This window comes from Pseudomonas sp. LBUM1640 (assembly GCF_059716225.1).
Genome location: NZ_CP166816.1, coordinates 664,665 through 688,302 on the forward strand (window position 1 = coordinate 664,665; position 23,638 = coordinate 688,302).

Genomic DNA, 23,638 nt, shown 5'->3' on the forward strand with positions numbered 1-23,638 from the left:
GAGGGCGATAAAGTGGGTACAGGGCTAATGCTACTCTCGATAAGTCGATATAAAAGTTCATAAACACAATGGTAATAATCAACAGAATTGATTGTTCCCATCGGAGGCTCTAGAACGCACCTCTCAAGCCCGCGGTTTTGCACCAAGGTGGGTATTTTTGACCCGCTCATGGGTAACACCGGTGCATTGTTGATGGTTAGGTCGACTTGGGCTGTAGGAGGAATCGCTTTTTTTGCTAGGAATTCGTACTCGGGGGTAAACCCCCAGACCATTTGTCAGTCGTAGCTCTATAAGCTGTAGTCAAAAGGTGCGCGGCAGCGCGCGCCCTCAGTCGTAATCAGGAGTCCTGTGCAATGACGCGCACTCGTAAAATCGTCGCTTGGAGCTGCGCCAGCTTCGTTCTGTTAATCGCCGTGGTGGTGTTGTTGCTGGTGTTCTTCGACTGGAACCGTATCAAGCCGCCTCTCAACGCCAAGGTTTCCGAAGAGCTGCATCGCCCCTTTGCCATCAATGGCAACCTGGCGGTGGTGTGGGCGCGTGAGCCGGATGAAGGCGGTTGGCGCGCCTGGGTGCCATGGCCGCACGTGATCGCCGAAGACCTGACGCTGGGCAACCCGGACTGGTCGAAAAAACCGCAGATGGTCACGCTCAAGCGCGTTGAGTTGCGCATCTCGCCCCTGGCGCTGCTGGTGCAGCGCGTGGTGATCCCGCGCATCGACCTCACCGAACCGAGCGCCGACCTGCAGCGCCTGGCCGATGGCCGCGCCAACTGGACCTTCAAGTTCGACCCCAAAGACCCGAACGCCGAGCCCTCCAGCTGGGTGGTCGACATCGGCGCCATCGGCTTCGACAAGGGCCACGTGACGCTCGACGACCAGACCCTCAAGACCCAACTCGACGTCATCATCGACCCGCTGGGCAAGCCGATTCCCTTCGGCGAAATCGTCGGTGACGCCGATGCCAAGAAGGCCCTGGAAAAAGGCTCGGCGCCTCAAGACTACGCATTCGGCCTCAAGGTCAAAGGCCAGTACCACGGCCAGAAACTCGACGGCACCGGCAAGATCGGCGGCCTGCTGGCGTTGCAGGACGCGGCCAAGCCGTTCCCGCTGCAGGCTCAGGTGAAAATTGCCGACACCCGCATCGCCTTGGCCGGCACCTTGACCGACCCGCTGAACCTCGGCGCGCTGGACCTGCGCCTGAAACTCGCAGGCACCAGCCTGGGTAACCTTTACCCGCTGACCGGCGTGACGCTGCCCGATTCCCCCGCGTATTCCACCGACGGTCACCTGATCGCCAAATTGCATGAAGCCAGCGGCGCTTCATTCACCTATGAAAACTTCAACGGCAAAATCGGAGACAGCGACATCCACGGCGATCTGAAATATGTCGCCAGCCAACCACGGCCCAAGCTCAGCGGCGCGCTGGTATCCAACCAGCTGCTGATGACCGACCTCGCACCGCTGATCGGCGCTGATTCCAACGCCAAGCAAAAAGCCCGTGGCGGTGAAAGCAAACAACCGGCGACTAAAGTGTTGCCGGTGGAAGAGTTCCGCACCGAACGCTGGCGCGACATGGACGCGGACGTGGAATTCACCGGCAAACGCATCGTGCACAGTGCCGATTTACCGTTCACCGATCTCTACACGCACTTGGTGCTCAACGACGGCGAACTCAGCCTGGAGCCGCTGCGTTTCGGCGTGGCCGGTGGCAAGCTGGATGCGCAGATTCGCTTGAACGGCCGCACCGTACCGATGGAGGGGCGCGCCAAACTCACTGCGCGTAACTTCAAGCTCAAGCAGCTGTTTCCGACGTTCGAGCCAATGAAAACCAGCTTCGGTGAACTCAACGGCGATGCGGATATTACCGGGCGCGGTAATTCCGTGGCGGCACTGCTGGGCACCTCCAACGGCGACCTTAAAATGCTCATCAACGATGGCGCGATCAGCCGTGGCTTGATGGAAATCGCCGGGCTCAACGTGGGCAACTACGTGGTGGGCCGCCTGTTTGGCGACAAGGAAGTGAAGATCAACTGCGCGGCGGCGGACTTCGGCATCAAGACCGGCTTGGCCACGACCCGCCTGTTTGTGTTCGATACCGAGAACGCGATTATCTACATCGATGGCACGGCCAACATGGCCACCGAACAGCTGGACCTGACGATCACGCCTGAGTCGAAAGGCTTTCGGCTGTTCTCCCTGCGTTCGCCGCTGTACGTCAACGGGCCGTTTATCAAGCCCAATGCCGGTGTGAAGGCGGTGCCGCTGATGCTGCGCGGCGCCGGCATGGTCGCGCTGGGTGTGATTGCCGGCCCGGCCGCAGGACTCCTGGCCCTGGTAGCACCCAGCGGTGATGAGCCCAACCAGTGTGCGCCTCTCCTGCAGCAGATGAAGGAAGGCAAGGCGCCGAAAACCGTGAAAAGTAACTGACGAAACCCGAAACCAAATGTGGGAAATGTGGGAGCGGGCTTGCTCGCGAATGCGGTAGGTCAGTCGATAGCTTATTGACTGAAACGCCGCCTTCGCGAGCAAGCCCGCTCCCACAGGGGTATTGCAGTGTTACGGCTTACAGGTCTTGCAGATATCCGCGCTGAAAGCGGTGAAGTAACTGACGAAACCCGAAACCAAATGTGGGAGCGGGCTTGCTCGCGAATGCGGTAGGTCAGTCGATAGCTTATTGACTGAAACGCCGCCTTCGCGAGCAAGCCCGCTCCCACAGGGTATTGCAGTGTTACGAGTTACAGGTCTTGCAGATATCCGCGCTGAAAGCGGTGAAGTAACTGACGAAACCCGAAACCAAATGTGGGAAATGTGGGAGCGGGCTTGCTCGCGAATGCGGTAGGTCAGTCGATAGCTTATTGACTGAAACGCCGCCTTCGCGAGCAAGCCCGCTCCCACAGGGTATTGCAGTGTTACGAGTTACAGGTCTTGCAGATATCCGCGCTGAAAGCGGTGAAGTAACTGACGAAACCCGAAACCAAATGTGGGAGCGGGCTTGCTCGCGAATGCGGTAGGTCAGTCGATAGCTTATTGACTGAAACGCCGCCTTCGCGAGCAAGCCCGCTCCCACAGGGTATTGCAGTGTTACGAGTTACAGGTCTTGCAGAATATCCGCCATGTCATCGGCGTGTTCTTCTTCCTGGGCCAGGATGTCTTCGAAGATGCGACGCGTGGTCGGGTCTTTGTCGCCGATGTACTGGATGATCTCGCGGTAGCTGTCCACCGCAATCCGTTCGGCCACCAAGTCTTCGTAGACCATTTCCTTCAAGCTGTTGCCCGCCACGTATTGGGCGTGGGAGTTCTTCGACAGCAGGTCGGGGTTGAACTCCGGCTCGCCGCCCAGTTGCACGATGCGTTCGGCCAGTTTGTCGGCGTGTTCGGCTTCCTGGGTGGCGTGCTCGAGGAATTCATCGGCGGCGACGCTGGCTTTCAGGCCGCTGGCCATGAAGTAGTGACGTTTGTAGCGCAACACGCACACCAGCTCTGTGGCCAGCGACGCGTTGAGCAGGCGGATGATTTCTTCGCGGTCAGCGTCGTAGCCTTCGGTCACGGCGCCGTTTTCGACGTTCTGGCGGGCGCGGGAGCGCAGGGTCGCAACGTCAGTCAAGTGTGCTTCAGTCATCTCAATCTCCTGGTGCTAATCCGGGTTTACGCCACGCTCTGCCGGCGTGATCGCTCCCAGTTGTGAGTGCCGCGCGACGCAAAAAGTTTTATCGGATTTCACAACGCCTGACCGCACCGCTTGGCTTCCTCCTGCACCCACTGGAAAAACGCCCGCACCGGCGGATGGCGTTCGCGGCCCGGCACACACAGCGCGCTGTAACCGGCGCCGCCGACACTGACCTGTGGCCGATAGGGCACCAACAAGCCGCTGGCCACACTTTCCGAGACCAGAATATTGCTCGCCAACACCAAACCCTGGCCGGCAATTGCCGCTTGCAGCGCGTAATGCTCCTCATCGTATTCACGTAGGGGCCGCGCGTGGCTCAGCCACGACTCGCCGGCCTTCTCGCACCAGGCTTGCCAGCCCAGGGCGTAAAGCTCGGAGTTGTGCCAGCGCACGCTGATCAGCGTCGGCACCTGGGTGCTGGCCCGCGCGACCTGTTCGGGTGAGCCGTACACCGCAAAAAACTCATCGAACAGGCATTGCCCATACAGGTTGGGGTAATCGCCCATGCTGTAGCGAATCACCAGGTCGACGCTGGCATCCTGCTGCAAGTCGACGACCTCGCACTGGGTATCCAGGCGCAGGTTGATGTCCGGGTTGGCGGCGTAGAAGCGGCCCAGCCGTGGCACCAGCCATAACGCCGCAAAGGCCGGCGTGGTGGAAACGGTGAGGTGCCCGGCGCTGCGTTGCGGGCGCAAGGTGTCGACGCTTTGCGCCACGTCCAGCAACGCGCCGTGCAGGCTGTGGAACAGCCGCTCGCCACCGTCGGTGAGGCGCACCTGGCGTGGCAGGCGTTCGAACAACGGCACGCCCAGCCAGGTTTCCAGGGCGCGAATCTGGTGGGACACCGCTGTGGGCGTGACCGACAATTCTTTGGCCGCCGCTTTGAAGCTGAGCAGGCGCGAGGCTGACTCAAAGGTGCGCAGTGCGGTTAGCGGCAGCGAGGCAAACATTCTGGCTCCATGGATGAAATGGATTCATCTGGATTAACTATTGCTCATTTGTCGGAAAGCACGCTCGGTTCTAGATTTGCAGGCATTGACGGCGGCCATCCAGGTCGCCTGAGTGTACCCGTGAAGGTGTCTACAGATGAAAAAAATGCTAGTTGTTCACGCCAGCCCGCGTGGCGAGCGTTCACACTCCCGGCGCTTGGCGGAGTCGTTTCTCGATGCCTGGCAGGCCGCTAACCCCGACGCGCAGATCACCCGTCGTGAAGTTGGCCGGGCCTTTATTCCGCATGTGACCGAGGCGTTTGTCGCAGCGAATTTTTACCCTGAGCCGCAATCCCTGCCGAAGGTGATGAAGGCCGACCTGCAACTGAGTGATGAACTGGTCGGCGAGCTGATCGAACATGAGCTGCTGGTGATTTCCATGCCCCTGTACAACTTCGGTGTGCCCAGCGGCCTCAAGGCCTGGATCGATCAAATCGTGCGCATGGGCCTCACCTTCGACATCCGCCAAGACAGCCAGGGCATCGCGCAGTACCAACCGTTGCTGAGTGGCAAACGCGCGCTGATCATCACCAGCCGTGGCGGCAACGGGTTTGGCCCAGGTGGCGAAAACGAAGGGATGAACCATGCCGATCCGCACCTGCGTACGGTGTTGGGTTATATCGGCATCGATGACATTCGGGTGATTGCCGCCGAGGGTGAAGAGTCGGACAAGTCGGTATTCCTACGCGCCTGTGAAGAGGCCGAGCGCCAGTTGCACGACCTGGCAGGGCATTTTTAACCGGCCTTGGTCATGGGGCGGTCATGTCGAGTGGTCTAGGATGGTTTTATTGCCCCTAAATCAGGACGTTCGCTGCATGCCCGAATCCCTCGCCACGCGTTACCCTTTGGTGCTGGTGCCCGGCATGCTGGGCTTTGTGCGCGTGGGGTGGTTCCCTTACTGGTACGGCATTGTCCCGGCACTGCGGGCGGGCGGGGCACAGGTATTTCCCGTGCAAGTGGCACCGCTGAACTCCAGCGAGGTACGCGGCGAGCAGTTACTGGTGCAGATCGAGCGGATACGCCGTGAAACCGGCGCCGACAAGGTCAACCTGATCGGCCATAGCCAGGGCTCGCTGACGGCGCGTTATGCGGCGGCCAAGCGCCCGGAATGGGTGGCGTCGGTGACGTCGGTTGCCGGGCCTAACCATGGCTCGGAGTTGGCGGACCATTTCCATGCCCATTACCCCCCGAGCAGCTGGAAAGGCCGGGTCGTGAGCGCGGTGTTTCATCTGGTTGCCTGGGTAATGGGCCTGCTGGAAACCGGCTATCGCGGGCCGCGCTTCAAGGCGGATCTGCAGGCCTCGCATCAGTCCTTGACCTGCGACGGCGTGGCGCTGTTCAACCGTCAGTACCCCCAAGGGCTGCCGGATACCTGGGGCGGGCAGGGCGCGGAGGTGGTCAACGGCGTGCGCTACTACTCGTGGTCCGGCACCTTGCAGCCGGGCAAGACCGATCGCGGGCGTAACCTGCTGGACGGCACGCACCGCAGTTGCCGGTTGTTTGCTCGCAGTTTCGTGCGGGAGAAGGGCCAGTGCGACGGCATGGTCGGGCGCTACAGCTCACACCTGGGGTGGGTGATTGGCGATGACTACCCCTTGGACCATTTCGATATCGTTAACCAGTCGATGGGGCTGGTGGGCAAGGGGGCGGAGCCGATTCGGTTGTTTGTGGAGCATGCGCAGCGGTTAAAGGCTGCTGGGGTTTAGCCGGGAGACCGCGTTATCGTTCTTCGCAGGCAAGCCAGCTCCCACCGTTGACCGAGTTCCAACCTTGGAATGGGGTCGAATGTGGGAGCGGGCTTGCTCGCGAAGGCGGTCTATCAGGCAACGCTGACCTCTTGGCGCACTGGCGTGGTCCAACGCTCCGACAAAATCACCCCGCCCAACGTCAGCAAACCACCCACCAAGTGGTACATCGCCAACTGTTCCTTCAACACCACCGCCGCAATCAACGCGGTGATCAACGGCAGCAGGTTGAAAAACAACGTGGTGCGGCTTGGCCCCAGGGTTTTCACCGAATGCATCCACGCCAGTGGCGCGACCATCGACGCCAACAAGCAGGCGTACAACACCAACGGAATATTCGCCCAGCCCAGGCCTGCCTTGGTCGAGAACAAGAACAGCGGAAACAGCACCACCACCGCCACCAGCACCTGTAAGTACAGCAACACCAACGGCGGCAGGCGCAGCTGCCATTTTTTCAGCAGGGTGCTGTAGACCGCGTAGGCCAGGGTGGCGATCAGCATCATGGCGTCGCCCAGGTTGAGCCCGTGTTGCAGCAACGCGCTCAGGCTGCCGGCCGACACCACCACGACGACGCCTGCGAACGACAGCACCGCGCCGCTCAGCGCGCCAAAGGTCAAGCGTTGGCCGAGGCTGATAATGGCGGCGGTCAGTGACATCAACGGCATCAGCGAGAGGATGATGCCCATGTTGGTGGCGCTGGTCAGCGTTGCGGCGTAGTAGGCCAGGCTCTGATACACCGCCATGCCCAGCACGCCGAGGATGAAGATCTTGCCCAGGTTAGGGCGGATCAGCGCCCAGTTGGCGATCACCGGCTTGAGCATGAACGGGGTAAACAGCAGCGCCGCCAGCAACCAGCGGTAAAAGCCGATTTCTGCGGGGAAGATCGTGCCCACGGCCAGTTTGTTGACCACGGTGTTACCGGCCCAGATAAAGATGGCCAGCAGGGGATACGCGTATTGCATCGAAAGAAACCAGGTGTGTTGATGAGGCAGGATTATCCCCTGTCTGTATCGAAGCCTATACTGCGATCCAGACAAACGACCGTTGTATCCAGACAATATGGCCAGACACACAGTACGCCTCGCGGATTTCCACAGCCTGCCGAGCCCGGTCTACTTCCGTTACTCCGATTTCGCCCCCGACACCGAGTGCACCCCGCACCGGCATTTCTGGGGTTCGCTGGACTATTCGGCCAACGGCGTCATGCGCATGGAAGTCGCCGGCAGCCGCTTTATGTCGCCGCCGCAGTACGCGGTTTGGATCCCACCGAATACCGAGCACAGCTCCTACAACGCCCAGGCGATTGTCTATCGCTCGGTGGGCCTGGCCCCGGAACTCTGCGAGCAACTGCCGAAGGCGCCGTGCACCCTGGCGATCAGCGAGATTCTCAAGGCTATCCTCAGCGACTTCGCCCAGCGTGACGTCAACATTGCGCAGAGCGAAGCCGATATCCGCCTGGCGCAGGTGCTGGTCGATCAGCTCAAGCAAGCGCCGATTCACGATTGCTTTTTACCCTACGCACGCCACCCCGGGCTGCTCGGCGTGCTCGAGGGCATGCAGGCTGAACCGGGCGATAACCGCCCGCTGGCGCAGTGGGCGGAGCAAGTGCATGTCAGTGAGCGCACATTGGCACGCCAGTTTGTACGCGAGCTGGGCATGAGCTTCGGCGAATGGCGCCAGCGCCTGCGTTACCTGGCAGCCATCGACGCCCTCGACAGCCGCCGCAGTGTGCAACGGGTGGCATTTGACCTGGGTTACAGCACCGCCTCGGCCTTCATCGCCATGTTCCAGCGCCACGCCGGCTGCACCCCGGAGCAGTATCGTCGAACAAATATTCGCAGCCGGTGAAGATGTAACAGGCTTTGACTACACTGCTGCGTAGGCCGTGCCTCCCGGCACGGTAACAGGGAGAAAACTCCATGAAGATGCTGCGTATTCCGCTGTTGATGATGGGCCTGCTGCTGTGTTCTCAAGGGTTTGCCGCGACCGCCCAGCAAAATAAAATGACCACCTGCAATACTGAAGCCACCACCAAGACGCTTAAAGGCGATGACCGCAAAGCCTTTATGAAGACCTGCCTGTCGGCGCCAGCCGCCAACGACGCCAAGACCCTGACGCCTCAGCAGCAGAAGATGAAAGACTGCAACGCCACGGCGAAAACCAAGGCGTTGGCCGGTGATGCGCGTAAGACCTTTATGAGCACCTGCCTCAAAGGTAGCTGATCACGCTTTTGCGGACGCTGGCGTTCAGGTGTGGGAGCCGGGCTTGCCCGCGATGCAGACACCTCGGTGTATCAGGCAAACTGAGGTGATGCTATCGCAGGCAAGCCAGCTCCCACAGTTGATCGCATTCACACCCTGGGCTCTCGCTTGATTGCCTCAAGGCTGGCAGACTGCCCATCCTTTAACGCCGTTCGTTTTGAGGCTGTATGCCAACGTTTTCTCAGCGTCACGTGTTGTTGCTGGTCAGTTGCATCATCATTTTCGGTGGGTTACTGCTGGTCCTGCCGCTCAAGCTGCTGCCCAGTCTGTTGGCCGGCTTGCTGGTTTATGAACTGGTCAACATGCTCACCCCGCAGTTGCAGCGGCTGATCGAAGGTCGGCGCGCGCGTTGGCTCGCTGTGGCGTTACTGGGCACCTTGATCGTCAGCGTGCTGGCCCTGATCTTCGCCGGCGCCATCAGCTTCCTGCTTCACGAAGCAGAAAACCCCGGGGCTTCCCTCGACAAATTCATGGGCGTGGTTGACCGTGCGCGCGGCCAGTTGCCGCCGTTCCTCGACGCCTACCTGCCCGCCAGCGCCGCTGAATTCCGCGTGGCCATTGGCGACTGGCTGAGCAAACACCTGAGCGAACTGCAGCTGGTCGGCAAAGATGCCGCGCACATGTTCGTCACCTTGCTGATCGGCATGGTGCTCGGCGCGATCATCGCCCTGCAACGCGTGCCCGACCTGACCAAGCGCAAACCGCTGGCCGCCGCGCTGTTCGACCGCTTGCACCTGCTGGTCCAGGCGTTTCGCAACATCGTCTTCGCCCAAATCAAAATTGCCGCGCTCAACACCATGTTCACCGCGATCTTTCTCGCGGTGGTGCTGCCGCTGTGCGGCATTCACCTGCCGCTGACCAAAACCCTGATCGTGCTGACCTTCCTGCTCGGCCTGCTCCCGGTGATCGGCAACCTGATGTCCAATACGCTGATCACCATCGTCGCGCTGTCGATTTCAATCTGGGTGGCGGTGGCGGCGTTGGGTTATTTGATCGTGATCCACAAGGTCGAGTACTTTCTCAACGCGCGAATCGTGGGCGGGCAGATCAGTGCCAAGTCGTGGGAATTGTTGCTGGCGATGCTGGTGTTTGAAGCCGCATTCGGCCTGCCGGGCGTGGTGGCGGGGCCGATTTATTATGCGTATTTGAAAAGTGAGTTGAAGCTCGCCGGAATGGTTTGACGCAATAACGTGAACTTTAAAGGGACTTAGAGGGAAACAACGGTGAGTGACAATATCTACGCTCCGCCAACGGCGGAGCTGACCGAGACGGTAAAGACGTCTCACGAGTTCTACGTCATTTCCAAAACCAAGCTGCTGGTTCTGAGCCTGCTCAGCTTCGGGCTGTATACCTATATCTGGTCGTATAAAAACTGGAGCTTGTACAAGAAAGCCAATCAGTTGGATATCTCGCCTTGGGCGCGGGCGATTTTCTTTATTTTCTTTATGCACCAGCTCTATCGCCGGGCCGATGATCGCGTTGCCCACAGTGGCCGAAAGTTCGATTTTGACTTCGAGCAGTGGGCGACGGTGTTCGTAGTGGTGACGGTAGGCGCCAGGGTTTTCGAAATGGTGGCTAACCGTTTCGAGCCCTGGTTCGCCTATAAACCCCTGGTGCTCCTGGCGGTTCCGCTGTGTGCCTACATCCTTCAACAAGCCCAGGGCCTGGTCAACTTCGCGGCAGGTGACCCGCAGGGGCAGAGCAACGCGCGCTTTAACCTGTGGAACTACCTGGTGATCGTGCCGGGCGTGGTGATGTGGAGCCTGACGCTGCTTGGGGTGTGGGCGATTTATCACCGCTAGGGTGCCTGCCGGATTTCAGGTGTAAGCAGGTCTAAATGTGGGAGCGGGCTTGCTCGCGAAGACGGTGGGTCAGCCGACAGAGACATCGACTGAACCATCGCCTTCGCGGGCAAGCCCGCTCCCACAGTTGTTTTTTAGTGTTGGTGAGAGTGGGGCAGGTCAGCTGCCGTAGCGTTTGCTGGCCTCAATCGCCAAACCACTGCCGATACTGCCGAAGATATTCCCTTCCACATGCCGCGCATTCGGCAGCATCGCCGAGATGCTGTGGCGCAGTGCCGGAATACCGCTGGAACCGCCGGTAAAGAACACCGTATCCACCTGCGCCACTTGCACCGACGCATCGGTCAGCAGCTGCGTGACGCTGTTGCGCACGCGTTCCAGCAAGCCATCAATCGCCGACTCAAACAGCGCTCGGCTCAGTTCCACGCTCAACCCCGGCTCAACCCGGTCGAGCAGCACGTGGCGGCTGTCTGCGTGGGTCAGCTGGATCTTGGTTTCTTCCACTTCCATGGCCAGCCAGTGCCCGGCGCGCTGTTCGATCAACTTGAACAGGCGGTCGATGCCGCCGGTGTCTTCGATGTCGTAGCGCATGCTGCCCAGGGCCAGCTGGGATTTTTGCGAGTACACCGAGTTGATGGTGTGCCAGGTGGCCAGGTTCATGTGGTGGCTGGTGGGCATGTAGGCGCCGCTTTTCATGCGGCTGCCGTAGCCGAACAGCGGCATCATGCCTTGCAGGCTCAGCTGTTTGTCGAAGTCAGTACCGCCGATGTGCACGCCGCCGGTGGCGAGGATGTCGCTCTGGCGGTTGTCGTTGTGACGGCGGTCCGGGGACAGCCGCACCAAGGAAAAGTCGGATGTACCACCGCCGATGTCGACAATCAGTACCAGCTCTTCTTTTTCGATGGTGGACTCGTAGTCGAAGGCGGCCGCGATGGGCTCGTACTGGAACGAGATGTCCTTGAAGCCGATCTTGCGCGCTACGTCGACCAGGGTGTTTTCTGCTTCCTGGTCGGCCATGGGGTCGTCATCGACGAAGAACACCGGGCGGCCCAGCACCACTTCTTCGAATTCACGGCCGGCATTGGCTTCGGCGCGGCTCTTGAGTTGGCCGATAAACAGCGCCAGCAGGTCGGTGAACGGCATGGCTGTGCCGAGCACGCTGGTGTCGTGCTTGATCAGCTTGGAACCCAGCAGGCTCTTGAGCGAGCGCATCAGCCGGCCTTCGTAGTTTTCCAGGTATTCGTGCAGGGCCAGGCGACCGTACACCGGGCGGCGCTCCTCGAAGTTGAAGAACACCACCGACGGCAACGTGATCTTGTCGTCCTCCAGCGCGATAAGCGTCTCCTCGCCGGGGCGGATCCAGCCGACGGTGGAGTTGGACGTGCCGAAGTCGATACCGCAGGCACGGGCTGGGGATGGGTTTTTCATGTCTATCAGGTTCCGGTTGAAAAACGGCCGCGCAGTGTATGCCAGTCGAAGGCGGATGCGTAGGCCGACCATCCGTTAAATCGTGCTTGAAAGTGCGGGATTTGCCCCCACATCTGTTGCATACGGCTAGCGCCGATAACACTTTGACGCACCCCCAGGCCACATGACTCAACAGGTGCAAAGCAGCGCACGTTGTGCCCCGGGCTGTGCGATCTCGATAAAGGATGGTGAACCGCCGATGGATTTCAAAGACTACTACAAGATTCTGGGTGTCGAGCCGACGGCCGATGACAAGGAAATAAAGGCCGCGTATCGCAAGCTCGCGCGCAAATACCACCCGGATGTGAGCAAGGAAAAAGACGCCGAAGAGAAATTCAAGGACGCGTCCGAAGCCTATGAAGCGCTTAAAAGCGCGGATAAGCGCGCGGAATACGACGAACTGCGCAAATACGGCCAGCATGGCCAGCCGTTCCAGGGCCCGCCGGGTTGGCAGAGCCGTGGCGGTTTTGGCGGTGGCGCGGGCACTGAGGATTTCTCCGACTTCTTCAGCTCGATCTTCGGCAACCGTGGCGACGCCTTCGGTGGCGGCCAGCGCCGCCCGACCGGGCGCAAGGGGCAGGACGTGGAGATGCAACTGTCGGTGTCGCTTGAAGACACGCTGTCCACCGAGTCCAAGCAGATCAGCTTTCAGGTGCCGCAATACGACGCCTCGGGCCGCCACGTCAGCAACACCACCAAGAGCCTGAACGTGAAGATCCCCGCCGGCGTGGCCGACGGTGAGCGCATCCGCCTCAAGGGCCAGGGTGCACCGGGCGTTGGCGGTGGGGCCAATGGCGACCTGTACCTGATCATCAAGTTTGCGCCGCACGCCAAGTTTGAAGTGGATGGCGAAAACCTGATCATCAACTTGCCCCTGGCGCCGTGGGAATTGGCGTTGGGCGCAGAAGTGGCGGTGCCGACCCTCACCGGCAAGATCAACCTCAAGGTGCCGGCCGGCAGCCAGAACGGCCAGCGCATGCGCGCCAAGGGCCATGGTTTGCTGAACAAGGCCGGGCAGCGCGGCTATCTGTTTGTGCAGCTCAAGGCCGTGATGCCTAAAAGCAGCGATGAGGAGGTCACGGCGTTGTGGCAAGCGCTGGCGCAGAAAGCGGCGTTCAACCCGCGTGAGCATTTCTGAGCGGCGATAAATACCTAGCGCTTTTCAAGCAGGGCTATCCGATAGGTTGGTTGTTTTACAGCCCGTCATGGATGGCCCGATATGTCAGATCAACCCGTTACTTCTACCCCCGAAGGCAGCTTCAACGTTGACCTTCGGGGCGTGCATTACGACTTCCTCAAAGACCGCGTGCCGGCGTGGTTCAACCAAGGCTCGACCCAGCGCCAGGAAGAACTCGCCAACCACGAAATGGAACTGCCCAGCTGGTATCTGACCGCCACGGCTCAGCAAAAGGCTGACCTGGCCGACAGCCACACCCGCTATCGCGAGACCTTGAACCAGGTGGAGAACAGCCTGGGCGACATCAAGGATGTACTCGCCTTTGCCGAGCAGCCGCTTAAAGACGCGATCAAGAAACGCTTCAACCTGGAGCTGGACGTCAAGAACGTCTATTTCGCGCGCAAGTATGGTTATAAGGGCCGCGACGACCTCTACGGCGCGTTTGTCTTAGAGCAGAGCCGCGATCCGGCAATGAACTATCAATACCGTGGCATCTCTTTGCTTGAGGCCGCCCTGGCCAATTTCACGCCTGACGAAGAACACGCCAGTCCCTGCGATGATTGCCATGTCATTACCACCTGGAACTCCTATGACGGCGAAGTCCTCCCGACGCCCTACGCGGTCAAGTCGCAGGCCCTGGCCATCGCGCCGCATGAATTCGCCCAATTGTGCCGCACGCTGGACCTGGGGAGTTTGTATCAGCAGCACATCAAGGCCATCGTCCAGCCCGAAGAGGCAACCGAACGTGCTGCACTCGAACAGCAACTGCAAGAACACTTGCGCCAACAGTTGGCATTGAGCGCCGAGGTAGCCGTTCATCAAACTGAGTGGGGCATCCGTGCCGATGCCTACCAGATGATCAAGCAGGTCATCACCGACCCTGGCAGCGCCACCCTCGATGGCAAACCGGTGACGTTTGCCGCGCTCAAAGTGTTTGGCTGTGTACTGGTGGGGCCGCTGCTGATCGGGCCTGCTCGTGAAGACAGTGATGCAGTCGAGCGGCTGCTGGTGTTCATCCCCAACGATCCACAGCAGCCGCTCAAAGAGTATGCAGACGGCGGTGAGTTCATGGCCGACCTCAGGACCCGTTTGCTCAGCGCTTCGTACCGGCGTTTTTTCAGCCGCTTTATACCCCAGCGCGAGCAAGGCATCTTTTTTCAGCAATTTGATGCGTTGTACAAGCCGGCCAATGGCAATGGCTCGTCGGGCGATTACCCGATGCAACCAAAGCTGAAGCGGTTGCCCCTGGATGACCTGATGATCGGTGCCAATTTTTGGGAGCAATTGCGCCAGGCTCAGGTCAGCAAGATTTTGGCCGACGCTCGCGCCGTGGCCGTGCCCACCGGCGATGAAGACTACAAGGCAAGAATGGACCGGCTGTCCAGCTATGTGGATGCAGCGATCAGCGTGTTCAACCTCGCGGCTTTCGTGGTGCCACCGTTGGGGCCGCTCATGCTGCTGGTAGGCGCGGCGCAGATGTCCAGTGAAGCGTTTGAAGGCATCGAAGCCTACGAGCAAAGCGATTTGAAGACGATGTGGGCGCACTTTTCCAGCGTGGCCCTCAACTTGGCGATGCTGGCTACCGGGGCCAAGGTGCTACCGGAAATCAAGCAGGTGAGCGTGATCGACAGCCTCAAGCCCGTGACCCTGCCGAACGGCAAACAGGTGTTGTGGAACCCCGATATGACGCCCTACAAGGTGCCCGTTGAGTTGCCAGCGCACGCCAAACCGGACGCCTTGGGCCTCTACCAGCACAACGGGCAGACGGTATTGCCCCATGAGGGTGATTACTATCAGGTCCGCCAGGACGCCGACACCGGCCAATACCGCATCCAGCACCCCAGCCGCCCCGGCGCTTATGAACCGCAACTGGAGCATAACCACGGCGGCGCCTGGAGCCATGAAGCCGAAGAACCGCTGAGCTGGGACCAGCCGACGCTGATCAGACGCTTGGGCTTGGACCAGCGTGGGCTCGACACGCAAGCGTTGGAACAGGCGCGTATGGCCAGCGGCGTTGAGGAAGACGCCTTGCGCCAGACCTTTGTCGAGCATGAACCGGTGCCCTTGTTGCTTGAGGATTCGATCCAGTACTTCAAGGCCCACCAGGCGCTGACGACGTTTGTCGAGCAAATGCACAGCAGCGACCCGGCGGTTTACGCCCAGGCTGACCCGCAGCTGCAACTGAACATGATGCAGCGTCGCGGGCTGCTGCCCGGCGATACACCGCTGCGCGTGATGAGCGACGATGGCCGCCTGCGTTGGGAGAATGATGCGCCTGCTACGGCGTCCAGGCGCGTGCTCGTTGTGACTGAAAGCCAACTGGCGCGCGGCGAGTTGCTCAAGAAAGTATTGGACACCTTGCAGGTCGTTGACCCCACGCTCAAGGAAATCCCCGGCAGCGCCGACGACTCCCTGGATGTGCGGGCCGGCAAACTACGCCAGTACCTTGGCGACATCGTGGACACGTTCAAAGGCCCGTTGGTGGAGGAACGCTACAGGGCGCTGACCGCGTCGGATGACCTTGATGTGCAGGCGGTACTGCTGAGTTATCCCAGGTTGCCGACAGCGGTGGCTGAGCAACTGCTCAAGCGTTTGACTGGCGAGCAATTGCAAGCCCTGCGCCGCACCGGGCTGCTGCCTCAAGCACTCGCCGAACAGGCGCAATGGTGTGAACAGGAAACCCGCGTTTCCCGTGCCTATGAAGGGCTGCACCTCGACACCCTGGCCGACCTCGACAGCTCGCGCCTGGCCTTGCGCACGCTGGAAACCTTGCCTGGATGGCCGCGCGAAACGCGGGTGGAACTGCGCCAGTATTCGGCTGAAGGCCCGTTGCTGGATGCCATTGGTTCCCCGCATGCGCAGACGAGCAAGACGCTGGTGTTGAGGGACAACGGTCAGTTCCAGGCGCCGATGCCCAGGGACTTCTACGCCGCGACCTGGGACCTGTTGTCCGCCACCGAGCGCCAGGCCCTGGGTTTCACCGATGCATTGCAAATGAAGGCCGCGATCCGGCAAGCACCGCTGCCGCGTGCGCCGTTGCGTAGGGTATTGCTGGAGCATCCGCTGCTCAAACCGACCGTTGACCCCACCCTGCGCTTGTTGGGCGGTGGCCTTGGCGTGCGCAAATTGCTGACCCCCGTGGCCAGCTCTGCCGAAGCCCGGGTTCGCAAACTCTACCCTTCGTTCAGTGATGATCGTGTCGCAGCCTTTATCCAGTCATTGGGTGAAGATGTGCAGCGCGGTTTGGCGCAAAAGGAAGCCGAGTTCAAGACGCTGAAGCGGGACATGAAAGTGTGGGTTAAAGCCAACACACCGCCGGGGCCTGAGGACCCCTTCAACCACGCGCGCGGTATCGCGCTCAAAATCCTCAGGTGCTGGCGCCGTGAAGGTGATGACTTTTTTGAGGAGGATAACGCTCTGGATTTGATGCTTTACGATGAGCTGGAATTACCGGAGTTGAGTGCAGACTTCAGTCATGTCGAGAAACTTACAGTTATTTGTGCCAGGGGATCTGCTAGCACGGACGCGTTTCTACAACGATTCACTCACGTCAAAGAGTTGACCTTCAGCCATAGCGATCTGACCGAGGTCCCGGCCCGCATTGGTGAAATGAACAACCTGACCTCGTTGGACCTGGCCCACAACACTATTCGCTTGACCCCCCAAAGCTCCAGCCTGTTGAGCGGCCTTGGCAATCTTGAAACTCTGCGCCTCGAAAATAACCCGCTCGGCATGGCTCCCGATTTCAGCGCTATGCCCCGGTTACGAGACCTGAAGCTGCAGGACACGCAACTGGACCGCTGGCCAATGGGGCTCCAGGCCCGTACGGGCCTGGAGCTCGTTGATTTGAGAGACAACCGCTTCAATCATGTGCCCGAGCAATACCTCAACCCGCCAACTGAGCAACTTGAAGCAACCGCCCGTCTCAACGGTGTGACCCTGCTTGAGGGCAATCTGTTTCCTGCCGATTACTGGCAGCAATTCGATAGCTACTGGCAACGTCTGAATCAGGTACGGCCGGACTTGGTGCAAGGCGCCCGCGAAGGTGCGTTTGACTGTGGCAACCCTAAGCTTGAAAAGGTGCAACGGATGTACCCGAACAAACGCTCGCAGGACGCCAGAGCGTTTATCTGGAGCTTGGGGGACGGCGCCGACGCGGAACTGCTGAGGCTCGAGCAGGAACACTCTACGGTAAGCAATACGTTGTCCGACTGGGTTAAAGAGTTGGGCGAGGATGTCGGTTTTCCATTCCTGCGCAATCTCGAGGCGCCGAACAGGGCTGATCGGGTCACGGCCAAAGAACGCATGATGGAATGTTGGCGGCGGGAAACGGAGCAGGTGGTGGCCAGTGACGGCACGAGCCTGGGTTATACGTTGGACCTGTCCCGCTTGACCTTGACGAGCTTGCCGGACCTGGGTGTGGGCTTTGGTCATGTCGCCTCACTCAAGATGAATTTCATGCGGCTCGGCACTTCACCGGAGGGGTTTCTCTCACGCTTCCCGAATGTGCGTGTCCTGGAGGCGGCTTTCAATGAACTCAGAGTACTGCCCCGTGCCTTGGGTGATATGCATGCACTGACGCATTTGGAGCTTACTGACAACCGGATCAGTTTGACCCCGCAGACGTCCGCGATGCTGTCAGGACTCACCTCCCTGCGAGTATTAGGGCTGGGTGACAACCTGCTCGGTATAACCCCGGATGTCAGCCAGATGCCTGATTTGCAGCGCCTTGACCTGAGCAACGCAGGCATTCGCAGCTGGCCGCGCGGGTTGCTTGAACTGCAAGCGTTGGAACAGGTGAACCTGGAAAACAATGAAATTGAAACGATTCCTGACGCGGTCATTACACCCACAGAGGCGCTTCTGGCGAGGACCAAAAGGGTCAATGATGTAACGCGTATCGCCAACAACCCACTGTTGGCGCCCGCCCTGCAAAAAGTCCGGGAGTACGGTGAGCGACTGCGCCAGGAGGGGTTGGAACCCACCAATACGTCCAACGTGTTCGTGGTGAATGCCCTGCGTATACGCCACGTTAACGCGATCGGAGCGGATGCACTCCCTGCGTTTCTACGCTGGACACGCGATGTTTCTATCGAGGGGAGCGCAAGCAAAATGGCCCAGTGGGCTGCGTTGCGCAGCCAAGAGAACGCCGATGGTTTTTTCAACCAGCTTGATCGATTGGAAACAACGGCCGCGACCCATGCCGACCAGCAGCGCCGGATATGGGAGCTGATCGATGCGATCAGTCTGAATACCCCTGAGTCCGAGCGCCTGCGCGCGCAAGTGTTCGAGTTGGGCGGGGAGGCGGCATGCTGCGATCGTGCGGCGTTTACCTTCAGCAATATGGAGCTCGCGGTGTTGGTCTCCAAGGCGCGTGCAACGGCCGGCGACCAGACGCAAGGCGCGCAGTTGCGCACATTGGCCAGGGGACTGTTTCGCTTGGACGAATTGGACCGGATTGCCTCGGCCGATATCGCCCGCAGCCAGGCTATCGTCGATGACCCGCAGGTAACACTGGCTGACAAGCTCCCCCACGCCATGCGCCTGAGTGAAGAGGTCGAAATAAGGCTGGCCTATCGTGTCAGCCTCAAGGACCGTCTGCAATTGCCGGGGCAGCCTCAGCAAATGCAGTACTCCGAGATGGCCAACGTTACCCCGGCAATGCTGGGGGCCGCGTATGACGAAATCGTGGCCTTGGATCACTCACCGAAAGAGTTTCAGGCATTGCTGTCCAGGGAGTTCTGGCAGGACTACCTCGCCCAAAAATATCGTGCGCAATTTGACGCCCAGAGCCAACCCTATCAAGAGCAATTGGCCGACCTGACCAGCCGTTATGAGGCTCAGGCACTGGCCAAGGCCCTGTACCGGCAACAGGCCAACGACCTGCAGGCGCAGCTGGCGATTAAGGACGCTGCATTGATCGACACACTGACCCGCCAGGAAATCGCTGAAGCATTGCTGCCACGGGCAAAGCTTGAGGTGCTGGAGAGCACAGCGTCTGGGTTACAACTCGCCCAGGCACAGGCCATCGAGTTCAGTGGCAAGCCGTACTTTGTTGCGAGCATGCCCGATGGCGGCGATGGCGAGCACTACGTGTTGTGGGTGCAGGCAGCGGACAATCCGTTTGTGCTGATCAGCAGCGGGATTATCGCCAAACCCAATGTCGCTGGCGTTTGGAGGCGCAGAGGCCGAATCGGTGGGATGAAACCGGGTGTTGCTGAGGACGTGTTTGAAGACGCGTCCGAGTCGATGCCGGTGAAGCCCTACACCCCGCAAGAACTCGATTTTATGAAGCGCGATGTTCACTACGCGACTCAGCAAAACCAACTGGGCACCTATAACCGTGCCAACAATGGTAAGTACCCACTCAGGGATTTCCAGGGCCGGCCGGTGCGTATCCGAAGTCTGGAACGCCAGGCCGCGTTGGACTCGGGCACTGTCTACTCCTCGGCGCAAATCAAGCCCTACATCAAGTTCGAAGGGTATGAGCACGTGGGCGCTTTGTATGAGGAGAAACTGCAGTGGCGCAGGTTTACCGCGGACGATGTGAAAGTGCCGGGAGAAAAAGCCTTGATCGGCCAGTCCATGGTGGTGGCCAACCGGCGTATTGCCAAAGGCGAACTTGTCGGCCTGTATGGCGGGGTGATTATTCCTTACAGCATGTCTGTTAGCGCGCAGAGTACGTTTGGGATGGTGGTCGGCTACGAGCTCCTACCGGATGCGGGCAGTTTTCGGCCCGACCCGATCTTTATCGTAGGGGATACGATTATCTCCAGGATTAATACCCATTTCGACTATGACCCGACTGGCAAACCCGTGAGGCAGGCAGCCGGGGGGTATAACGTCGAGTGCGTGCCCTTCGACGTTGAAGCCGTGCACGCGAGCAGCCCCACAGGCAAGCGGACGAACTATAAGTTGAATAGCGTATTTGCGACTGAAGATATCCCGGCGGGCGTTGAGCTGCGTATGAATTATGGGTATACGGAGGGCATGATCAAAAACAAGTTTGCGTGATACGGCGGGTTGAGCATCAACCCTGAAGATGCCTTCAGGGTTGATGGGTTTGTACTAAAAAGCTGCACTAAAACAGAAAGTAGCGCTGCGCCATCGGCAGCACATCCGCCGGTTCACACCACAGCAACACACCGTCGGCCTTGACCTGATAGGTCTGCGGGTCCACCTCGATATCTGGCAGGTAGTCGTTGTGGATCAGGTCGGTTTTCTGCACATTGCGGCAGCCTTTGACCACGGCGATTTGTTTCTTCAAACCCAGGGCCTCGGGCAATCCGGCGTCCTGGGCTGCCTGGCTGATAAACGTCAGGCTGGTGGCGTGCAACGAGCTGCCGAAGCTGGCGAACATCGGGCGGTAATGCACCGGCTGCGGTGTTGGGATCGACGCGTTGGCGTCGCCCATCAGGCTTGAGGCAATCGCGCCGCCCTTGAGAATCAGGGTCGGTTTGATGCCGAAAAACGCCGGGCGCCACAGCACCAGGTCGGCCCATTTACCCACTTCAATCGAGCCGACGATATGGCTCACGCCGTGAGTGATCGCCGGGTTGATGGTGTACTTGGCGATGTAGCGCTTGGCGCGGAAGTTGTCGTTGCCAGGGCCGTCACCGGGCAATGGCCCGCGCTGTTTTTTCATCTTGTCGGCGGTCTGCCAGGTGCGCGTGATCACTTCACCGACGCGGCCCATGGCCTGGCTGTCGGAGCTGATCATCGAGAACGCGCCGAGGTCGTGCAGGATGTCTTCGGCGGCGATGGTCTCGCGGCGGATGCGGCTTTCGGCGAACGCCACGTCTTCGGCAATGCTCGGGTCCAGGTGATGGCAGACCATCAACATGTCCAGGTGCTCATCGATGGTGTTGCGCGTGAACGGCCGGGTCGGGTTGGTGGAGCTGGGCAGCACGTTCGGGAAACCACAGGCCTTGATGATGTCCGGCGCGTGGCCGCCACCGGCCCCTTCGGTGTGGTAGGTGTGAATGGTGCGACCCTTGAGCGCGGCCAGCGTTGTTTCGACAAAGCCGGACTCGTTGAGGGTGTCGCTGTGGATCGCCACCTGCACGTCGTACTCGTCGGCGACGTTCAGGCAGTTGTCGATGCTGGCCGGTGTGGTGCCCCAGTCTTCATGCAGCTTCAAGCCGATGGCGCCGGCCTTGACCTGTTCGATCAATGGCTGCGGCAAACTGGCGTTACCCTTGCCGGTGAAGCCGATGTTCATCGGGAACGAATCGCTGGCCTGAAGCATGCGCGCCAGGTGCCACGGGCCTGAAGTGCAGGTAGTCGCGTTGGTGCCGGTGGCCGGGCCGGTGCCGCCGCCGATCATGGTGGTGACGCCGCTGGTCAGCGCCTCTTCGATCTGCTGCGGGCAGATGAAATGCACGTGGGAGTCGATGCCGCCTGCGGTGAGGATCATGCCTTCGCCGGCAATCACTTCGGTGCTGGCGCCGATGGCCATGGTCACGCCGGGCTGGATGTCCGGGTTGCCGGCCTTGCCGATCGCGTGAATGCGACCATTCTTCAAGCCGACGTCGGCCTTGACGATGCCCCAGTGGTCGATGATCAGCGCGTTGGTGATCAAGGTATCCACGACCTCATGGGCGAGCAATTGGCTCTGGCCCTGGCCATCGCGGATCACTTTGCCGCCGCCGAATTTCACTTCTTCGCCATAAACAGTGAAGTCCTGCTCGACTTCGACGAACAGCTCGGTGTCGGCCAGGCGGACCTTGTCACCGACGGTGGGGCCGTACATGTCGGCGTAGGCTTGTCTGGAAATCTTCATGTGCTTGCCCTGGAAATCAATAGAGTTGAAATGCGATCAAATGTGGGAGCGGGCTTGCTCGCGAAGAGGCCCTAAAGGTCACCCATAATCCTCCCGGCAAACCCGAACACCCGCCGCCCACCGCCCAAATCCACCAACTCCACTTCACGACTCTGCCCCGGCTCAAACCGCACCGCAGTCCCGGCGGGAATATTCAGGCGCATGCCACGGCTCGCGGCACGATCGAAAGTCAGCGCATCATTGGTTTCGAAAAAGTGATAATGCGAGCCCACCTGAATCGGCCGGTCGCCGCTGTTGGCCACGCTGAGCGTGAGGGTACGGCGGCCAACGTTAAGTTCGATGTCGCCAGGCTGGATCTGATATTCACCAGGAATCATGCAGGTTGCCCCAGGGTCTTGAAGTAGATGGCGGTCGGGCTGTAATGCCCGTCCGGGCTTTGGCAGTAATCGGGCAGTTCACCGATCTTGGTGTAGCGCAGCGACTGGTAAAAGGCTTCGGCGCCGGAGCCGGCCTCGGTGTCCAGGTACAGCAGGCCGCGCTTGTGCTGGCGCGCGGCGAGTTCCAGGGTATTCATCAATTGCTGGCCCAGGCCATGGCGGCGCGCGCTGCTGTGCACCAGCAGCTTTTGCACTTCGGCGCGGTTGAGGCCGTTGGCTTTCTGGCACAGCGCCAATTGCACGCTGGCGATCACTTGCTCGTCGCGCACCACCACCCACAGCAACAGGCTGGCGTCTTCGATACTGGCTTGCACGCCCTTGAGATAGTCGCGGGCCTGGGTTTCATCGAAGTCAGCCATGAAACCGACCGAGGCGCCGTGCTGCACCGCGTCGAGCAATAGCTCAATCAAACCCAGGCGGTAATGGGCAAAACTTTCAGCATTCACTCGACGCAGTTGTGCGGCGCTCATCGATCTCACTCCTGGGGCGGTTCTGCGCCCGGATTCAATGTCAGTTGCATAAAGGTAAGGTCCAGCCAGCGGCCGAACTTGATGCCCACTTGCGGCATCTGCCCGGTGGTGATGAACCCCAGGCGCTCATGCAGACGGATAGACGCCTGGTTGCCGCTTTCGATGGCCGCGACCATCACGTGCTTGCCGCCGGTTCGGGCGCGCTCGATCAAGGCTTGCATCAGGCGCGGGCCGAGGCCTTTGCCGCGCTGGTCATTGCGCACGTACACCGAGTGTTCGACGCTGTAGCGAAAGCCTTCAAAGGGCCGCCAGTCGCCGAACGAGGCGTAGCCGGTGACTTCATCGTTTTCCACCGCCACCAGAATCGGATAGCCCTGGGCCTGACGCGCGCTGAACCAGGCTTGACGGTTGGCCAGGTCCACCGGTTGTTCGTTCCAGATCGCCGTGGTGTTCAACACCGCGTCGTTGTAGATGTCTCGAATGGCCGGCAGGTCTTGCTCGGTTGCATCACGAATCATGATCAGCTCTCACGCGATAGGCTGGTGGACGGTGACCAGCTTGGTGCCGTCGGGAAAGGTGGCTTCCACCTGGATATCCGGGATCATTTCGGGGATGCCTTCCATCACTTGTTCGCGGCTGAGCAGGGTGGTGCCGTAGTGCATCAGGTCGGCGACAGTACGGCCATCGCGGGCGCCTTCCATCAACGCAGCGGAAATGTAGGCGATGGTTTCCGGGTAGTTGAGCTTCACGCCACGTGCCAGGCGGCGTTCGGCGACGAGGCCGGCGGTGAAGATCAGCAGTTTGTCTTTTTCCCGTGGGGTCAAATCCATGGTTCAAGGTCC

At 60.0% G+C, this 23,638-nt stretch carries 18 protein-coding genes; 9 read left to right on the plus strand and 9 right to left on the minus strand.

The genetic code is table 11. The annotated features are described in order from the left end of the window. Positions 1 to 353 precede the first annotated feature (353 nt). A complete protein-coding gene (locus tag ACA065_RS02870) occupies positions 354 to 2,426 on the plus strand; it encodes an AsmA family protein (protein WP_497693226.1) in 2,073 nt (690 codons plus the stop codon). 661 nt (positions 2,427 to 3,087) lie between these two features. Here ACA065_RS02870 and ACA065_RS02875 read toward each other — a convergent pair. Next, on the minus strand, positions 3,088 to 3,618 hold the full coding sequence (locus ACA065_RS02875; RefSeq protein WP_497693227.1) for a ferritin-like domain-containing protein: 531 nt from the start codon (positions 3,616 to 3,618) through the stop codon (positions 3,088 to 3,090). Between the two features lie 98 nt (positions 3,619 to 3,716). Continuing rightward, positions 3,717 to 4,616: a LysR substrate-binding domain-containing protein gene (locus tag ACA065_RS02880; protein WP_497693228.1), complete on the minus strand. Its 900-nt coding sequence runs from the start codon at positions 4,614 to 4,616 to the stop codon at positions 3,717 to 3,719. Positions 4,617 to 4,752: 136 nt separating this feature from the next. Between ACA065_RS02880 and ACA065_RS02885 the strand changes: the two genes are divergently transcribed. Both ACA065_RS02885 and ACA065_RS02890 read left to right on the plus strand, forming a co-directional pair. Then, positions 4,753 to 5,394, plus strand: a complete 642-nt coding sequence (locus ACA065_RS02885; RefSeq protein WP_497693229.1) for an FMN-dependent NADH-azoreductase — start codon at positions 4,753 to 4,755, stop codon at positions 5,392 to 5,394. Between the two features lie 76 nt (positions 5,395 to 5,470). After that, the gene (locus ACA065_RS02890; RefSeq protein ID WP_497693230.1) at positions 5,471 to 6,361 is read left to right on the plus strand and encodes an esterase/lipase family protein; all 891 of its coding nucleotides are present in this window, start codon (positions 5,471 to 5,473) and stop codon (positions 6,359 to 6,361) included. Between the two features lie 113 nt (positions 6,362 to 6,474). Here the strand turns inward: ACA065_RS02890 and ACA065_RS02895 are convergent, their stop codons facing one another. Next, positions 6,475 to 7,362: a DMT family transporter gene (locus ACA065_RS02895; RefSeq protein ID WP_497693231.1), complete on the minus strand. Its 888-nt coding sequence runs from the start codon at positions 7,360 to 7,362 to the stop codon at positions 6,475 to 6,477. Positions 7,363 to 7,459: 97 nt separating this feature from the next. Here ACA065_RS02895 and ACA065_RS02900 point away from each other — a divergent pair, with 97 nt between their 5' ends. The 4 genes from ACA065_RS02900 to ACA065_RS02915 all read left to right on the plus strand — a co-directional run bounded on the left by ACA065_RS02900 (position 7,460) and on the right by ACA065_RS02915 (position 10,463). After that, on the plus strand, positions 7,460 to 8,248 hold the full coding sequence (locus ACA065_RS02900; RefSeq protein WP_497693232.1) for an AraC family transcriptional regulator: 789 nt from the start codon (positions 7,460 to 7,462) through the stop codon (positions 8,246 to 8,248). Between the two features lie 71 nt (positions 8,249 to 8,319). Further along, complete coding sequence (locus tag ACA065_RS02905) at positions 8,320 to 8,622, plus strand: PsiF family protein (RefSeq protein WP_497693233.1); 303 nt, start codon at positions 8,320 to 8,322, stop codon at positions 8,620 to 8,622. 206 nt (positions 8,623 to 8,828) lie between these two features. Beyond that, complete coding sequence (locus tag ACA065_RS02910) at positions 8,829 to 9,842, plus strand: AI-2E family transporter (protein WP_497693234.1); 1,014 nt, start codon at positions 8,829 to 8,831, stop codon at positions 9,840 to 9,842. Positions 9,843 to 9,884: 42 nt separating this feature from the next. After that, entirely contained in the window at positions 9,885 to 10,463 is a 579-nt protein-coding gene (locus tag ACA065_RS02915) for a hypothetical protein (RefSeq protein ID WP_497693235.1), read from the plus strand. Positions 10,464 to 10,622: 159 nt separating this feature from the next. Here ACA065_RS02915 and ACA065_RS02920 read toward each other — a convergent pair whose 3' ends face one another. Then, positions 10,623 to 11,891 carry an Hsp70 family protein gene (locus ACA065_RS02920; RefSeq protein ID WP_497693236.1) on the minus strand — a complete coding sequence of 423 codons (1,269 nt, stop codon included), beginning with the start codon at positions 11,889 to 11,891 and terminating at the stop codon, positions 10,623 to 10,625. Positions 11,892 to 12,129: 238 nt separating this feature from the next. Between ACA065_RS02920 and ACA065_RS02925 the strand changes: the two genes are divergently transcribed. Beyond that, positions 12,130 to 13,068 carry a DnaJ C-terminal domain-containing protein gene (locus tag ACA065_RS02925; RefSeq protein WP_497693237.1) on the plus strand — a complete coding sequence of 313 codons (939 nt, stop codon included), beginning with the start codon at positions 12,130 to 12,132 and terminating at the stop codon, positions 13,066 to 13,068. Positions 13,069 to 13,149: 81 nt separating this feature from the next. After that, positions 13,150 to 20,121 carry an NEL-type E3 ubiquitin ligase domain-containing protein gene (locus tag ACA065_RS02930; protein ID WP_497693238.1) on the plus strand — a complete coding sequence of 2,324 codons (6,972 nt, stop codon included), beginning with the start codon at positions 13,150 to 13,152 and terminating at the stop codon, positions 20,119 to 20,121. 67 nt (positions 20,122 to 20,188) lie between these two features. Here ACA065_RS02930 and ureC read toward each other — a convergent pair whose 3' ends face one another. The 5 genes from ureC to ureA all read right to left on the minus strand — a co-directional run bounded on the left by ureC (position 20,189) and on the right by ureA (position 23,626). Continuing rightward, a complete protein-coding gene (gene ureC / locus ACA065_RS02935; RefSeq protein ID WP_497693239.1) occupies positions 20,189 to 21,889 on the minus strand; it encodes an urease subunit alpha in 1,701 nt (566 codons plus the stop codon). A gap of 71 nt (positions 21,890 to 21,960) precedes the next feature. Next, complete coding sequence (locus ACA065_RS02940) at positions 21,961 to 22,266, minus strand: urease subunit beta (RefSeq protein ID WP_497693240.1); 306 nt, start codon at positions 22,264 to 22,266, stop codon at positions 21,961 to 21,963. Beyond that, entirely contained in the window at positions 22,263 to 22,796 is a 534-nt protein-coding gene (locus tag ACA065_RS02945) for a GNAT family N-acetyltransferase (protein WP_497693241.1), read from the minus strand. Before ACA065_RS02945 ends, ACA065_RS02940 begins: the two co-directional genes overlap by 4 nt. Before the next feature lie 5 nt (positions 22,797 to 22,801). Then, entirely contained in the window at positions 22,802 to 23,314 is a 513-nt protein-coding gene (locus tag ACA065_RS02950) for a GNAT family N-acetyltransferase (RefSeq protein WP_497693242.1), read from the minus strand. A 9-nt stretch (positions 23,315 to 23,323) separates the two neighbouring features. After that, positions 23,324 to 23,626, minus strand: a complete 303-nt coding sequence (gene ureA, locus ACA065_RS02955; protein ID WP_003171437.1) for an urease subunit gamma — start codon at positions 23,624 to 23,626, stop codon at positions 23,324 to 23,326. Between the last annotated feature and the right edge of the window lie 12 nt (positions 23,627 to 23,638).

What these genes read in the sequence shown, in the direction of transcription:
- ACA065_RS02870 (WP_497693226.1), top strand. Translation starts at nt 354, where the DNA reads ATGACGCGCACTCGTAAAATCGTCGCTTGGAGCTGCGCCAGCTTCGTT.
- ACA065_RS02875 (WP_497693227.1), bottom strand. Translation starts at nt 3,618, where the DNA reads ATGACTGAAGCACACTTGACTGACGTTGCGACCCTGCGCTCCCGCGCC.
- ACA065_RS02880 (WP_497693228.1), bottom strand. Translation starts at nt 4,616, where the DNA reads ATGTTTGCCTCGCTGCCGCTAACCGCACTGCGCACCTTTGAGTCAGCC.
- ACA065_RS02885 (WP_497693229.1), top strand. Translation starts at nt 4,753, where the DNA reads ATGAAAAAAATGCTAGTTGTTCACGCCAGCCCGCGTGGCGAGCGTTCA.
- ACA065_RS02890 (WP_497693230.1), top strand. Translation starts at nt 5,471, where the DNA reads ATGCCCGAATCCCTCGCCACGCGTTACCCTTTGGTGCTGGTGCCCGGC.
- ACA065_RS02895 (WP_497693231.1), bottom strand. Translation starts at nt 7,362, where the DNA reads ATGCAATACGCGTATCCCCTGCTGGCCATCTTTATCTGGGCCGGTAAC.
- ACA065_RS02900 (WP_497693232.1), top strand. Translation starts at nt 7,460, where the DNA reads ATGGCCAGACACACAGTACGCCTCGCGGATTTCCACAGCCTGCCGAGC.
- ACA065_RS02905 (WP_497693233.1), top strand. Translation starts at nt 8,320, where the DNA reads ATGAAGATGCTGCGTATTCCGCTGTTGATGATGGGCCTGCTGCTGTGT.
- ACA065_RS02910 (WP_497693234.1), top strand. Translation starts at nt 8,829, where the DNA reads ATGCCAACGTTTTCTCAGCGTCACGTGTTGTTGCTGGTCAGTTGCATC.
- ACA065_RS02920 (WP_497693236.1), bottom strand. Translation starts at nt 11,891, where the DNA reads ATGAAAAACCCATCCCCAGCCCGTGCCTGCGGTATCGACTTCGGCACG.
- ACA065_RS02925 (WP_497693237.1), top strand. Translation starts at nt 12,130, where the DNA reads ATGGATTTCAAAGACTACTACAAGATTCTGGGTGTCGAGCCGACGGCC.
- ACA065_RS02930 (WP_497693238.1), top strand. Translation starts at nt 13,150, where the DNA reads ATGTCAGATCAACCCGTTACTTCTACCCCCGAAGGCAGCTTCAACGTT.
- ureC (WP_497693239.1), bottom strand. Translation starts at nt 21,889, where the DNA reads ATGAAGATTTCCAGACAAGCCTACGCCGACATGTACGGCCCCACCGTC.
- ACA065_RS02940 (WP_497693240.1), bottom strand. Translation starts at nt 22,266, where the DNA reads ATGATTCCTGGTGAATATCAGATCCAGCCTGGCGACATCGAACTTAAC.
- ACA065_RS02945 (WP_497693241.1), bottom strand. Translation starts at nt 22,796, where the DNA reads ATGAGCGCCGCACAACTGCGTCGAGTGAATGCTGAAAGTTTTGCCCAT.
- ACA065_RS02950 (WP_497693242.1), bottom strand. Translation starts at nt 23,314, where the DNA reads ATGATTCGTGATGCAACCGAGCAAGACCTGCCGGCCATTCGAGACATC.
- ureA (WP_003171437.1), bottom strand. Translation starts at nt 23,626, where the DNA reads ATGGATTTGACCCCACGGGAAAAAGACAAACTGCTGATCTTCACCGCC.